General features: G+C 28.1%; 13 protein-coding genes, 2 tRNA genes, 1 other RNA gene and 1 riboswitch. Of the genes, 1 reads left to right on the forward strand and 15 read right to left on the reverse strand.

All coding sequences use genetic code 11. The features are described from left to right. Positions 1–65: 65 nt before the first annotated feature. The 14 genes from EJL03_RS03610 to aroC form a co-directional block, all read right to left on the reverse strand. A complete protein-coding gene (locus EJL03_RS03610; RefSeq protein ID WP_125152612.1) occupies positions 66–704 on the reverse strand; it encodes a hypothetical protein in 639 nt (212 codons plus the stop codon). A 191-nt stretch (positions 705–895) separates the two neighbouring features. Continuing rightward, the gene (locus tag EJL03_RS03615) at positions 896–1510 is read right to left on the reverse strand and encodes a C40 family peptidase (RefSeq protein WP_125152613.1); all 615 of its coding nucleotides are present in this window, start codon (positions 1508–1510) and stop codon (positions 896–898) included. Next, positions 1511–1656, reverse strand: a riboswitch (cyclic di-AMP (ydaO/yuaA leader). 120 nt (positions 1657–1776) lie between these two features. Continuing rightward, positions 1777–2418, reverse strand: a complete 642-nt coding sequence (locus tag EJL03_RS03620) for a lactate utilization protein (RefSeq protein WP_125152614.1) — start codon at positions 2416–2418, stop codon at positions 1777–1779. Next, the gene (locus EJL03_RS03625) at positions 2419–2937 is read right to left on the reverse strand and encodes a GNAT family N-acetyltransferase (protein ID WP_125152615.1); all 519 of its coding nucleotides are present in this window, start codon (positions 2935–2937) and stop codon (positions 2419–2421) included. A 148-nt stretch (positions 2938–3085) separates the two neighbouring features. Continuing rightward, complete coding sequence (locus EJL03_RS03630) at positions 3086–3478, reverse strand: hotdog fold domain-containing protein (protein WP_125152616.1); 393 nt, start codon at positions 3476–3478, stop codon at positions 3086–3088. Between the two features lie 29 nt (positions 3479–3507). After that, positions 3508–3945: a beta-alanyl-CoA:ammonia lyase gene (locus tag EJL03_RS03635; RefSeq protein WP_125152617.1), complete on the reverse strand. Its 438-nt coding sequence runs from the start codon at positions 3943–3945 to the stop codon at positions 3508–3510. Between the two features lie 24 nt (positions 3946–3969). Continuing rightward, positions 3970–5160, reverse strand: coding sequence for a CaiB/BaiF CoA transferase family protein (locus EJL03_RS03640; RefSeq protein ID WP_125152618.1), 1191 nt, complete (start codon positions 5158–5160; stop codon positions 3970–3972). Between the two features lie 119 nt (positions 5161–5279). Beyond that, complete coding sequence (locus EJL03_RS03645) at positions 5280–6614, reverse strand: branched-chain amino acid transport system II carrier protein (protein WP_125152619.1); 1335 nt, start codon at positions 6612–6614, stop codon at positions 5280–5282. A 224-nt stretch (positions 6615–6838) separates the two neighbouring features. Next, a non-coding RNA gene (ssrS, locus tag EJL03_RS03650) (6S RNA) lies at positions 6839–7032 on the reverse strand. An 11-nt stretch (positions 7033–7043) separates the two neighbouring features. Then, positions 7044–7125, reverse strand: a tRNA-Leu gene (locus EJL03_RS03655). A 42-nt stretch (positions 7126–7167) separates the two neighbouring features. Continuing rightward, positions 7168–7710: a lytic transglycosylase domain-containing protein gene (locus EJL03_RS03660; protein WP_125152620.1), complete on the reverse strand. Its 543-nt coding sequence runs from the start codon at positions 7708–7710 to the stop codon at positions 7168–7170. An 18-nt stretch (positions 7711–7728) separates the two neighbouring features. Beyond that, positions 7729–8346 carry a dephospho-CoA kinase gene (gene coaE / locus EJL03_RS03665; RefSeq protein ID WP_243108635.1) on the reverse strand — a complete coding sequence of 206 codons (618 nt, stop codon included), beginning with the start codon at positions 8344–8346 and terminating at the stop codon, positions 7729–7731. Next, entirely contained in the window at positions 8333–10963 is a 2631-nt protein-coding gene (gene polA, locus EJL03_RS03670) for a DNA polymerase I (protein ID WP_125152621.1), read from the reverse strand. Before polA ends, coaE begins: the two co-directional genes overlap by 14 nt. A gap of 23 nt (positions 10964–10986) precedes the next feature. Continuing rightward, complete coding sequence (gene aroC, locus EJL03_RS03675; protein WP_125152622.1) at positions 10987–12132, reverse strand: chorismate synthase; 1146 nt, start codon at positions 12130–12132, stop codon at positions 10987–10989. 379 nt (positions 12133–12511) lie between these two features. Here aroC and EJL03_RS03680 point away from each other — a divergent pair. Next, positions 12512–12598 (forward strand) — tRNA-Leu (locus EJL03_RS03680). A 448-nt stretch (positions 12599–13046) separates the two neighbouring features. Here the strand turns inward: EJL03_RS03680 and EJL03_RS03685 are convergent. Then, positions 13047–14774: an ABC transporter ATP-binding protein gene (locus tag EJL03_RS03685; RefSeq protein WP_125152623.1), complete on the reverse strand. Its 1728-nt coding sequence runs from the start codon at positions 14772–14774 to the stop codon at positions 13047–13049. Positions 14775–14776 lie beyond the last annotated feature (2 nt).

Consider the following 14776-nt stretch of genomic DNA (forward strand, 5'->3'; position numbering starts at 1 on the left):
CGCTTATATGCTTAATTTGGCAAAAAAAATAGAGAATCTATTAAAAATTCTCTAGTAATATAGTGCTAATTTTTTATCTTTTTTAATACGCTATACAAAAATATATAATTTTCTGAAATTTTTTCCTTAGACATAGTCTCTGGCATAGTTTTAATCTTACCCTTTATTTCATTTAAAACTTGTATATTTTTCTTATTTCCTTGAATTTTTTCTAACTCAGAACACCACTTTTTAAATTCCTTTGTTTCAATAGATTTAACATCCTTTTCCCCCAACTTATTCAATATTTGTATGTATGCATTAATTATTTCACCAATTTCTAAATCGCATATATCCTTTCCTTCAATAACAAATGTCATTTTTGAGTTATCTATTTTCTTATTTTCTAAAGATTTCATGATTTTATTACCCTGATTTTCTGAGTATATACCCAAAAATACCCTTTTATATTTATTATCCTGTATAATAAATGGAGAACCGTAGCTCTGTAATATTTTATACACTTCATTGGCATTATTATCATTTTGGAATATGCCACCTTGGATAGCTAAATATTTAAATGTTTTATTTGACTTAATAATTTCATTTTTATCTTTTTCTTTATTTACAACATTCTCTGTTTTTATTGCAGTATCATTAGCAGTATCTTTGATAAAAATTTTAGAAAAAACGCTTCCTATTAGAAAGGATAAAATAAGTATCATAGAGATTATTAAAAGGAAAACCATATTATTTTTTCTCTTTTTCTTTAAATCGTACCTTGTATATTTTATTTTCATCACCCCGCTTAAATTAATCCTTAATTTAATAATATTTATGTAACTTACTTTTTATGATTAATTTAACATAAAAAAAACCCAGCCATAATGGCTGGTTAAATATTTTATTTAATATTCTACTTCAACACTCTTTTAGCTCCAGCATATCTTTCTACATAATAACTGCCTGAAAGATTACTTATAGTTACCTTACCACTACCAGATGAGGCATGTATAAATTGTCCGCTTCCTATATATATTCCCACGTGGGATACACTACTATAAGTATTAAAAAACACTAAATCTCCTGGAACTAAGTTTTCCTTTGATACTGCTTGTCCTACCTCATACTGTGATCCCGTATAATGATCTAACGCTACACCATAGGCACTATACACGTATGCAGTAAACCCTGAACAATCGAATGATGAGGGACCTGCTGCTCCCCATACATAAGGTCTGCCTAGAAACTTGTAAGAATAAGACACTATATCTCCTCTTCCACTTCCACCTCTACTTACAGATATATTGTTCTTATCAATATTATTTTCTGTATTAAAGGATGTACTTTCCCTATTTACTACTATAACTTTATTAATTTTTACATTAGCAGTTTTTATTGATGCAATTTTAGTTTCATTAATTTTTATACCAGCATCAGCCTTAACGCTATTAGTTTTAAAAATTATTAAAGCCATTAAAAATAAAACAAGCATACACAGTATCAATTTAATTTGTTTTGACAATTGCATTATTTTCCACCTTTCTGCTTCCGAAGTTAGCTGCCGGGTTCGGTTGAAAGTTAACCTACTTAATAGCAAATACCTATTAAGATTGACCCCAAAAATTGGTTCCTCCGTACTTAAGAGTAATTCTTAAGATTCAGCACTTTCCTAAGTATAAAATATTGTTAACTAAAAAGTCAACAAAAATTAATACTTTTTTTGCAATTACCACTATTTTCTGAATTGTTTTTGGAATGTTAACCATATTTTTGTTAAAAATAAAGATTTAGGTGTTAATAACCTAAATCTTTCCCCACAATAATAACTTTAATTCTTCCTTTGTTCCTCTGTCTTCTCAAAACCACGTATGAACTACAAATCCTATCTTCACTACTGCAATCCATGCAATACCCTACTTTAGTACAAGGAGTGTTTTTATTAAGTCTTTTAGCATTAATCGGAGCTGCAATTTCCCTTAACCTTTTTTTCGCCTCATTTATATCCTTAACTATTTTGTTAATCCCGGCTATAATTATAACTTGATCTGGACCATATATCATAGCTGCTACTCTATTGCCATTGCCGTCTATGTTATATAATTCTCCTTGTTCTGTTAGAGCATTTGTACTTGTTATATATGCATCTGCAAAAAATGTTTTTTTATATATATTTTCTATTTCTTTAATAGATAAGTTTTCTTTATATCTGTCAAGAAAATTATATTTGCCACTTCTTAAAAAATCAATAACTCCACTTTCAAATAAAGTCATAGACCCGCCTACAGAAACCGTCATATTATCCTTTAATACTTCATTTAACTTATCTTTTAGCTCCTTTTCATTCTCTACATAAAAACCATCAATATTATTTTTATTAAGATTTTCTATTACTTTATTTACTTTTTTTTTCATATGCCATAATAAATTTTTATCCATTTAATTACCTCTTTTCTTTAAAATAATCATATCTTTGTATTCACCATTTATATTATAAAAATTTCTAGATATTCTTAAAATATCATATCCATTGTTTTTAAAAAAATTTATTGCATTAATATTTGACTTTTCAGTAGTAGTATAAAATTCTTTAACCCCATATTGATTCTTAAAATACCCTATTATTTCATTTAATAGATTGGACCCAAAATAAGTACTTCTTAAAGTAGGGTCTAAAACAAAATACCAAATCCACATTTCAGGTACACTTTTAAACTCCAACCTTCCTTTTAATAGTCCTATTAATTTACTGCTTTTATTTAATTTTAAAAAGAACTCGTTTTCACTTATATAACATTCTAAAAATCTTTCATACAACTCCTTTAAATCTCTGGAACTTGCAAAAGAATTTCTAAAATACTCTTGATCCCTTTGTATTAACTCATAGGCGTCTACTAAGTCATTCTTATCAATGTTTAATATATTGATGTTATCAAAACTTAAATTAACATCTAACATATATTCACCCCATTTCGTTAGTTATTTTATTCTACAAAGGCAAATAAAATCCTTTAATTTAATTAACTCTATTACCTAAAACATTATCAAAAAATCACTAAAAAATAGGTTACTAAACATAGCATTTAGTAACCTATTTTTAAAATTTTCATGGAGCCTCGTACTCTCCAATAAATTCAGTGCATAAGATAGGTTTTTCTAAAACGTTTACCGCACTAGGTTTATTCTGACTTTTAGCTCCCTCTGCTATTTTAAAAGTTCTACATTGTATTTTTCTCTTTTTACCATCAACTCCGATAATTCTTCCAATTATTTCTAAATAGTCGCCTGCAAAAATAGAATTTTTTAATTTAATCTCTTCATATCCTAAACATTTTCCTTCGTTCCCATCATGCATTATCATAAGTTTTGTAGCCACATCTCCCATTAAAGTTATAGAACGTGATCCATTTACTATTCCTCCGCCATAAAATACGTCTTTTGATGACATACGCAAACGAATTTTGGTTTCATAATTTTTATCTGGCTTTATAAATGGCATATCTTAATTTACACCCCCATCCTTTATATCTATTCCCATGGATTATCTATTAATCCGTCTGGTTGCATACCTCTTTGCAACTCTTCTTTTACTACTAAAGTTGAAAATCCCTCTCCACACAATAATGGGGGATCTAATATTTCCACATCATTTGCCTGTGCATATGAATTACCATTTTTTCTAGCAGGTGTGGCTACTTTATATGTCTCCAATTTACAGGTACGGGAACTGTTTCCTACTTTCACTAAGGTAGCTTTAAAATCAACTTGATCACCTACATATAAATCATGATAAAATTTAACATTTTTATATCCTACACATAACGATTCATCCCCATCATTTAATATCATAAGTTCAGTTTCTGCATCTCCCCATATATCAAGCTGTCTTCCAGGATGTACAATTTCCCCTAAATTATTAGCATCTGAAAAAGTCATTTTATAATTTAATACAGTCTCCTTTCTCATAAATCTCCCTCCAAAAATATTTCTTTATATAACGCCTTCCTCTTTCAATTTAGTTAATTCATGTTTATTTATCCCAAACATAGAATATACTTCTTCATTATGTTGTCCTAAAGTTGGTGATGGTGCGTCTACAGCTCCTGGAGTCTTTGATAACTTTATTGGTACCCCTTGAAAATACATTTCTCCAATTGTTGGATGCTTTACATTAACCATCATTTCTCTTGCTTGAATCTGAGGATGCTCTATTGCCTCTTTCATATTTAAAACAGGTCCACATGGTATTCCCGCCTCATCAAACATCTCTTCTAATTCCTTTTTATTTTTATTTTTAATCCAACTACTTATAATTGTTTTTAAATCAGGTTCATAGTTTTTACATCTTAAATCATTAGTTAAAAATCTTGAATCCATTATTAGCTCAGGTTTTTCTATTAATTTACAAAACTTTGCCCACAATTTATCCGTACCAACACCTACAGCTATATATCCATCTTTAACTTTATAAATATCAAAGGGAGCTATAGAAGGGTCTATATTTCCTCTTCTTTCAGGTATTTCCCCTGTAAGAGTTGTAGTTATTATTGAATTTTCCAAAAGTGTAAAAATAGTATCTAACATTGCCACATCCACTGATTGACCCACACCAGTTTTCTCTCTATTATAAAGTGCCATTAATACTCCAACACATAAATATATTCCCGTAACATTATCTGCAATAGATGGTCCTACTTTTGTTGGAGGGGTTTCTGGAAACCCTGTTAAATTAACCATTCCTCCCATTGATTGTGCTACTATATCATAACAAGGCCTGTTACTTATAGGACCATATTGTCCAAACCCAGAGCCAGATGCATATATTATTTTAGGATTTATTTCCTTCAATGTCTCATAATCAATTCCTAAATTTTTCATTACGCCAACCCTAAAATTTTCAACAACTACATCAGCACTTTTTGCCATCTCAAGAAAGATATTTCTACCTTTTTCTGTTTTTAAATTTAATGTTACGCCTTTTTTATTTCTATTTAAAAAAGAATAAAATCCACTTTCTCCGCTTTTTTCATCAATTGGTCCCCAAAATCGACATTGATCACCTTTAAGACTTTCTATTTTTATTACTTCTGCCCCATTATCTGCTAAAAGTGTTGTGCAAAATGGTCCATTGTATGCATGTGTTAAATCTAACACCTTAAGTCCCTCTAATGCCTTTGCCATAAAACCATCCCCCTATTTATTATTTTATATCTTCTTTGGTATTAAATACCACTAATAAATCCTATGAAATTTACTTCTGTGTTATTCCTTTAATTTTTATATAAAAGCTAAAGTAGCTACTAAGTTAAACCTTTTCTTTTATTTATTATAGCTCCAATTATAGCAGCTATAAAAGTTATAGTAATCCAACCTAATCCTTGAGATGTCAATGGAAAAACGTCATGGAATTTCTGTAAAACACCTGCATCTATTTTAAACATTGCCATATAAGTTAAAATCCCTTCATATATTCCCCATATAAACGCAGTAAAAATAGCAAATTTATATGATGAAAATGCGGTTGTATTTTTATCTAAATTTGGAATTAATGCATAAAATAAAGTTAATACTATAGCTGCTGGATACACTATATCTAATAGAGGTGCAGCTAATTCCACAATAGTTGTAAGCCCTATAGTACTTACAATAGCGCTAATAATTAAAGTTATTATAGCTGCGTTATTATAGGAAACTTTATCTTTAGTTAATTCCTGAAAATAATTAGCTGTAGCAACAGATAAACCTATTGCTGTAGTAAGCGCTGCAAAAAGTAATGCTATATTAAAAATTATTCCTCCCACATTACCCCAAAGTTTTAATACTACAGCTGAATATAAAGCCGCATATTTCAATTCTCCAAATGCACTTCCTGTAAATGCTCCTACTATCATATGTCCCAAATGAGTTAAAGTAAGTAATCCTATTCCTACTAATCCCACTTTAATTAAATTTTTATCTAAAAAATTATTATCTATACCTTTAAACTTTAAATCTTCTATTATAATTGTTGCATAAACCAATGCACATAAAAGCTCTCCAGTAGCATATCCATTTTTAAAGCCATAAGAAAAAGAATTTATATTATATGTTTTAGGTTCAATAGATGAAATAGGTATAAATATACCTTTAGCTATTATAGCTATTACAGCTATAACAAGTACAGGAAATAATATTTTACTCACTTTGTCCACAGCATCAGACTTTTGTGCTATAAACCAGTAAGTTATTAAATAATACATTATAGAGAAAATTAAGGGTGCAATTATAGATTCAGATTGAAAACCACTTACTTGTAAAAATGCATCCCAAGCAGCTGCACTCATTCTTGGAATACAAAATAAAGGTCCTAAAACTAGCATAGCTATACTACAAAATATTTTGGCAAATTTAGGAGATACTCTTTCTGATACTTGATAAAAAGTACCTTTAGCTTTTGATAACGCTACATACGCAAGTAAAGGAAAAAATAAAGCTGTTAAGTATACACCAACAAATGCAGGTAATATACTTTGACCACTTTCCTTGCCCCAAGTCATCGGCCAAATCATACTGGACCCACCAAAGTGCATTGCAAAAAGCGCTCCCCCCATTAAAAACAATACTTTGGTTGAAAGTCTAGTCTTTCCTTTTTCCACAATTAATCCCCCTTTTAAATACTTTGATTCCTAAAGGAAATAGGTATGTGTTAATATTGTATTAGCTTTTTTACAAATTATTCCTTAAAAAAATTTAGGCTGTTATCACTTTCATTTGATAACAGCCTAAATTCATAAGTCAAATAATTCCTACTCTATTTAATAACCAAAAACTAAAGAGAGGTATTAATACCTCTCTTTATCATAAAGAATTGTTCTCTTATTTATAATCCAAAATACCGTCGCTCTAATTTTGACACCTATCTTCCGATAGGTGGGTGTTCTCACAGATATTTCTATCGCCCTCAATGCCACATAAAGGTCTCACAAGAAGGTACATATCCATACCTAAATATTAAACTCCCGTTTCTTAACTGTAGGTTCAAAATCTAGAGACTCTCGAATATTCCAGACATTTATACATCTTCCTGGTGCGAAAGACGGGACTTGAACCCGTACGGTCTCCCACACGCCCCTCAAACGTGCGCGTCTGCCATTCCGCCACTCTCGCATTACAATATTAATTATACTATTTCATAGCATATTGTCAATACTATTTATCGTATAAATACTTGTAAATACTATAATTAAATTTCACTTTTTTTACATATTTATCAGTTTCTTTGAAAGGAATATAATGGAGATTTTTGCCATCTTTAGAGTGATTATTATCATTTAACCATTTTTGAACATTTCCTCTTCCTCCATTATATGCTGCTAATACTAAATCTATATTATCATCAAATTCCTTCTTTAAATTATTTATGTACCAACACCCCATAGATATATTATATTCAGGATCATACATTTTTTCTAAACTAAAATCCTTTAGTTTCATTTGCTCAGATATCCACTTCCCTGTATCTGGAGTAATTTGCATAAGTCCATAAGCCTGTTTACAGGAAAGTGCTTTAATATTAAAATTACTTTCAGTTTTAATTATAGCATTTATAAGGTATGGATCTAAATTATATTTTTTTGACTCTATTTTAACTATATCAAAATAAGTTAAAGGATATGTTTTCTTAATTATAAATGGTATACTAAAAATAAGTATTATTAAAATAAATATAATAAACTTTAGCGCTTTTTTCAATTTTCTCTCCAACTCCCCCTATGTGGTATAAATTGTATCAAATATATTTTCAACTTGTTTTTCCGTTTTTTCTAAACTAAACCTATTATCTATCACAAAATCTGCCATAGCCTTTTTTTTATCTAGGGATATTTGAGCTTCTATCCTTTTTATGGAATCTTCTCTGTTCAGATTATCTCTTTTCATAACCCTTTTCAACTGAGTACCCTTGTCAACCCAAACCACCACTAAAAAATCCATATGTTTGTGTAATCCATTCTCAATTAAAGTAGGTGCATCTAAAACACATATTTTCTCATTTTGTTTTTCATATTCATAAAATTCCTTAAATATTTCTTTCTTTATATAAGGTATAATTATGTGCTCATATTTTTTTCTTCTAATATTGCTATCAAATAAATACTTTCCAAATTCTTTTCTTTTTAAATTGTTATTTCCATCAAAAAAATTAACATCAAATGTATCTTTTATCTCACCAGTAATACAAGGATAAATTTGAAAAACTTTTCTAGCAATTATATCCGCATCTATAACCTTTATTCCATTTTTTTTAAGCATTCTTGATACTGTACTTTTACCGCTACCTATTCCTCCTGTAAGTCCCACTTTTATCATTGAGCTACTATTTAGCACCATACCATGTTTCACCTACATTCATATCTACTTCTAGAGGCACTTTAAGGTCTATAACATTTTCCATACATTCTTTTAATATAATTTTTATTTCATCTAGTTCATCTTTATATACATTTAAAATAAGTTCGTCATGTACCTGCAGAATCAATGTACTTTTCAGTTTTCTATTTTGAATTTCATTATAAACTTTTACCATAGCCATTTTTATAATATCTGCAGCACTACCTTGTATAGGACTGTTCATAGCTAACCTTTCTCCAAAAGCCTTTACCATTTTTTTAGAATCAACTATTTCCGGTATAAATCTTCTTCTATTTAATATAGTTGATACATACATATCCTGTTTTGCCTTTTCAATAGTATCATTCATATATTTTTTTACATTTGGATATCTTTCAAAATAAGTATCAATATATTGTTTAGCTTCTTTTCTTGATATTTTCAAATCTTTAGCTAAACTAAAATCTCCAATACCATACACAATTCCGAAATTTACGGCCTTGGCATTACTCCTCATAATTGTGGTTACTTCTTCTATAGGTACCTTAAAAACCTCTGATGCTGTTTTAGTGTGAATATCGGTATGATGTTTAAAAGCATTTATAAGATTTTCATCATCTGCAATATGAGCAAGTACTCTTAACTCTATTTGAGAATAATCTGCAGATATAATAATACTCTGATCATTATTAGGTATGAACACTTTTCTTATCTCTCTTCCCATATCATATTTTATAGGAATATTTTGAAGATTAGGTTCTGTGCTTGAAAGTCTTCCTGTAGTAGTAACTGTTTGATTAAAACTTGTGTGAATCTTTCCATCCTCATCTATCACATTTTTAAGTCCCTCAACATAAGTAGAATATAATTTAGTTAACTGTCTATAGTAAGTTATTTTTTGTATTATAGGGTGTTTATCCTCTAAAGCCTCTAATACTTCAGCATTAGTAGAATAACCAGTTTTAGTTTTTTTAATTACAGGTAAATCTAATTTTTCAAATAAGATTTTACCTAGTTGTTTTGGAGAATTAACATTAAATTCCTCTCCTGATAAGTCAAATATTTCCTTCTGAACTTTGCTAATTTCATTTGAAAATTTTTCACCTATATTTGTAAGACCGTCTTTGTCTATTCTAAATCCCTCTGTCTCCATCGATGCTAGCACAGAAGTTAAAGGCAGCTCTACGTCATAATATAGTTCATTCATATTAAGATCATTTATTTCACTTCTTAATTTTTCATACAATCTCTTAAGATAAAATATTTCTTTTACATATTTTTCATCTTCATGTCCTTTTACTAAAATGCTTAAATACTGTTGAAGTAAGGTATCTAAGTTATAATCTCCTCTAGAAGAATCTATAATATATGCAGCAATTTTAGTATCAAATTCTATACCTTTAAAATCCACCCCTATTTTATGTAATATAGTATGAGGCATTTTTACATCATGACAAATTTTAAATATTTTATCATTATCAAATATTCTCTTCAATATACTTATGGTGTTCTCTTTATTTTCTTTTAATAAATTATCTAAATTTATAATATAAACTTTTTCTTTATAATTTATAAATATTTTTTCAATAAAACTTTTAGAATATATATTTTCCTCTAGTATTTTGAAACTCATATATAATTTATTATTTTCTTTATTATCTATTATTTTCTTTAAAAGTTCATCAAACTCACTAACATTGTCTATAATATTAAATTTTATATTAATCTCTTCTTCTTTTTCATTTGAAGAATTTACTTTATCTAATAAAGACTTAAATTGTAACTCCATAAATATCTTTCTTACAGCAGTAGCATCATAATTTTCCTTTGATTTTATTTCTTCTAAATCTATGTCTATAGGTACTTCCCTAATAATTGTAGCTAATTTTTTACTAAATATTGCTTGCTCCCTATACTGATTTAAATTTTCTTTTACTTTTTTTCCACTAATATTATCTATATTTTCAAGTACATTTTCTACAGAACCATATTCCTTTATAAGTTTTAAAGCAGTTTTCTCTCCTATTCCAGGCACTCCTGGTATATTATCAGAGGAATCACCCATTAGACCTTTAACATCAATAAACTCTGTAGGAGTTATGCCCATCTTTTCAATCATTCTGCTTCTATCATAAATTTCTTTCTCTGTTATTCCCTTTTTGGTTATTATAACCTTTGTTGTATCTGATGCAAGTTGAAGAGCATCTTTATCTCCAGTGACTATATAAACTTCTATATTCTTTTCTTCAGCTATCCTTGATAATGTTCCAATCAAATCATCTGCTTCAAATCCATCTATTTCAAATATACTAATGGCTAATTTATTTAAAAGATCCTTAACTATGGGAAACTGTTCGGCAAGTTCCGGCGCCATTTTTTTTCTACCTGCTTTATATTCTTTATACTCCACATGTCTAAATGTAGGTGCACTTCTATCAAATGTACATACTATGTAATCTGGTTTTATTTCTTCCTTCATCTTATACAACATAGTAGTAAAACCATAAATAGCATTAGTATGTATTCCTTTTGTATTTGTAAGAGGCGGTAAGGCGTAAAAAGCTCTATTCATTAAACTGTTTCCATCCAGTATAAGTAACTTTTCTTTAAAGGTCATTTATATCTCTCCTATCAATTTAACTATCTTTTATAAACTGTATCTCTATAATAATTAATATTTCTCTTTAATTCATAAAACTCATCGGATGGGAATTTATTTAAAATCTCTTTTAATATTTCAAAAGCTACTACATTTTCAAGAACTATAGAGGCTGGCACCACAGCAGAAACATCCGATCTCTCATATCTTGTTAAAACTTCTCCTCTAGTCTTAAGATTTATTGTTTTCATATTCTTTTTAACAGAAGGTATTGGCTTTACATAAGCTTTAAATTCAATATTCTCTCCATTTGATACTCCCGCTTCAATTCCACCACAGTTATTTGTAGATCTCTTAATTTTTTTATCTTCATATATTATTTCATCATTAAATGTAGTTCCTCTAAGTGATAAATCCATTGAGTTTCCAAACTCAATTGCTTTTACACCCTGAACTGACATGACTGCATAACTTAAAATCCCATCTAATTTTCTATTCCATTGAGAATAACTTCCAATGCCTATAGGTACTCCCTTTATAGAAATAAATACACATCCACCTATAGTTTCTCCTTGTTCTTTGCAAATATCAATTTTCTTTATAAAACTTTTTTCTACTTTTTCATTATAACATCTAACAACACTATTATCTATTTTGTTGTACACTTCATTATCAAATAAATTTACATCCTGGTCAAATAAATTACCCATACTATGTACCTTACTTCTTATTTCTATTCCTATGTTCTTTAATACCTGTTTACAAAGTGCACCTATTGCAGTTCTTATGGCTGTTTCCCTTGCTGACGTCCTTTCTATACTATCTCTAATATCCCCAGTTCCATATTTAAAATATCCTACTAAATCACCATGTCCAGGTCTTGGGACAACAATCTTTTCTGAACTTTTAGGTTCCTCTGTTATAATATTCTTCCAATTTTCATAATCTTTATTTTTTATAATCATAGTTATAGGATTCCCCGTAGTTTTTGTTCCCCTTAATCCTGATAAAAATTCTACAGTATCCTTTTCTATCTCCATTCTTTTTCCTCTACCATATCCCATTTGCCTTCTTTTTAATTCCTTATTAATGGTATCTATATTGATATTAAAGTTTGATGGCATTCCGTCTAAAATGGCTATCAAAGCTTTTCCATGTGATTCTCCTGCATCTAAAAATTTAAGCATAATTAATCTCTCCCCAAAAATATTTTACTGTTTCACCTTATATTTTACACATTTTTTTGTACAAAACATAATTTTATTTAATATTAACTTCTTTTATTGTTTTACCCATTATTTATATATAAATTTAGCAACTAATACCTATTATCCATTTAATTTTTGTTATTATATGTTAAATTACACTATTTTTTATAATGATATTTAAATACCTTAAAGTCAAGTTATTATAAATTAAATAAAATATTTTATACTGAAAACTATAAAATAAAACGCAAATAATTTATAAACTCTCTTTTTCTTTATTGACATTATACTATAGTATCCCATTTTTTTTTTATTCTTGACTTATACCTATCAATATGATATTATTTTTTTGTAACTTGCCGAAGTGGTGGAATTGGCAGACGCAACGGACTCAAAATCCGTCGAGGTCAAACTCGTGCGGGTTCAAGTCCCGCCTTCGGCACCATGTAATATCAACAGTTTAAAGCACTTAGATTTAATTTTTCTAGGTGCTTTTTGCTCATCTTTAATAATCTTTTATAAATATAAAAATTAGCTAATATAAATAATTACTCTAATTACCCTAATTAAGCTTTTATATCTTTATATATTGTGGATTTTCTACATTTCTTTAATATATTTTTTATAAATAATTCTATAAAAATCACCTCTTTATTATATATTAACAAATATTCTATTATTATATAGTTCAAAATATATTTTTAAAACAATAGTTAATTTAATAAAATGCACTAGCAATGAGTTTTACAAAATCAAACAACCAAGCAGGTATAATTTGTAACAGTATTTTAAAATAAATAACTAATACAAACTATACCTGCTTGGTTACTACAATTGGTTATGTATAATTTAAAATTTTATTGTTCTTAAATAAAGTTTTATATAAATTTCATTTAAACAGATAACTTTTCCACTTGGTAAAGATTATAAAAATCACCCTTTTTCTTCATTAAGTCTAGAAAAGTACCTTTTTCAATTATTTCTCCTTTATTCATCATTATAATTTCATCATACTGTTTTAATACTTCTTCTATTAAACTATGAGTTATTACAATAGTAGTAAGATTTTTAATATTTAGCAATGCAGTTTCAATTTCAAAACTTGTCCTTCTATCTAATGCTGACATAGCTTCATCCAATAAAAGGATTGGGGTCTTACAAATTAAAGACCTTGCTATTGAAAGACGCTGACGTTCCCCACCAGATAATAAAGATCCATTTTCTCCACAAGCTAATTCTATCCCATCTTTATGTGATGATACTAAATCTTTAAGACCTGATAATTCAATTGACTTTTGAATTTCCATATCAGAATAATTTTTATTTAATGTAATATTATTTTTTAAAGTATCATCAAAAATATATACACTTTGCTGTATAATTGCAATATTTTTATATAAACTTTCTAATGAAAGATTATTAATTGGTTTATCATCAATTAAAATCTCACCTGAATTCTTTGGAATATCAAAAAAACGTAGTATTAAATTCATAATTGTGGATTTACCACTACCTGACATTCCTATTATTGCATATTTCTTTCCTTTTTCAAATTTTAAATCAATATTGCTGATGGCTTTTTTATCAATAGTACTGTTAGGATAATTAAATGAGACATTCTTAAATACAATTTTATTTGAGAATGAAAACTCTTCACCTAATTCATTTTTATTTCTATTTTGTAATAAAGATAATGCTTTTTTTATTGTTGCTCTTCCTGCAGAGTATTCATTTATAAGTATGGAAAGCTCGTTTATTGGTACAACTACAAAATTAACTAACTGAGTAACAGCAACAATATCACCAATTGTTGAATTCCCCATAATAACAAGAGATAATCCCAGTACAAAAGCTACCAGAATAACAGAATAGCTAGCTAAATTAGAAATAGCCAAAACTCTTGCCATCATTTTCTGCTTTTTTTCAAAAATATCTAATTTATCTTTAAAAGAAGAAATATATTCTTTTTCAATTTGAGTCTCTACATGAAAACTTTTAATTACTAAAAACCCATTTAAAATATTAGTAGTCTTAGCAACATAATTTTTTTCTTCAACGTCTGCTTTAATTTGCAATTTTTCGATTTTAGAACTAGAAAAAGTAGAAATTAATATGGTAATTGAACACAAAACTATGATAATAATAGAAATCCTCCAATTACTTATTAACATGGCTATTAATGCAAATATTAACAGTGAAGCATTTTTTATAATGTCAAAGTAAGATATAATGTAACTGTTCCTTATAGTATTTATCTCCTCTGTAAATAAATTAAGATATCGAGCAGATTTATCTCTTTGAAACTCTGGAAAATCTTTTCGTATAACTGTTGAAAATATAGAACTACATAATTGATCAATGGATAAATTAGCATATTTTTCCTTCATCATATTGTAAGAATAGGTTAATAATGACATTAATACTAATATCATTAGGCTATATACACCTGATTTTAATAAATCATTCATGTTTGATTGCAAACCTGAATCAATAAGATTTTTTAAGGATAAGGCAAAAATAATAAAAGTTAATGGTTGTGCAATTGAAAGAATTAAAGTAACTATAAAAAATTTAATGTTTACTCTTGATAAACTCCAAACACTTTTATCTTGAAAATCCATAT

Origin of the sequence: Clostridium rectalis (assembly GCF_900626095.1) — a bacterium.
GTDB lineage: Bacteria > Bacillota > Clostridia > Clostridiales > Clostridiaceae > Clostridium_AS > Clostridium_AS rectalis.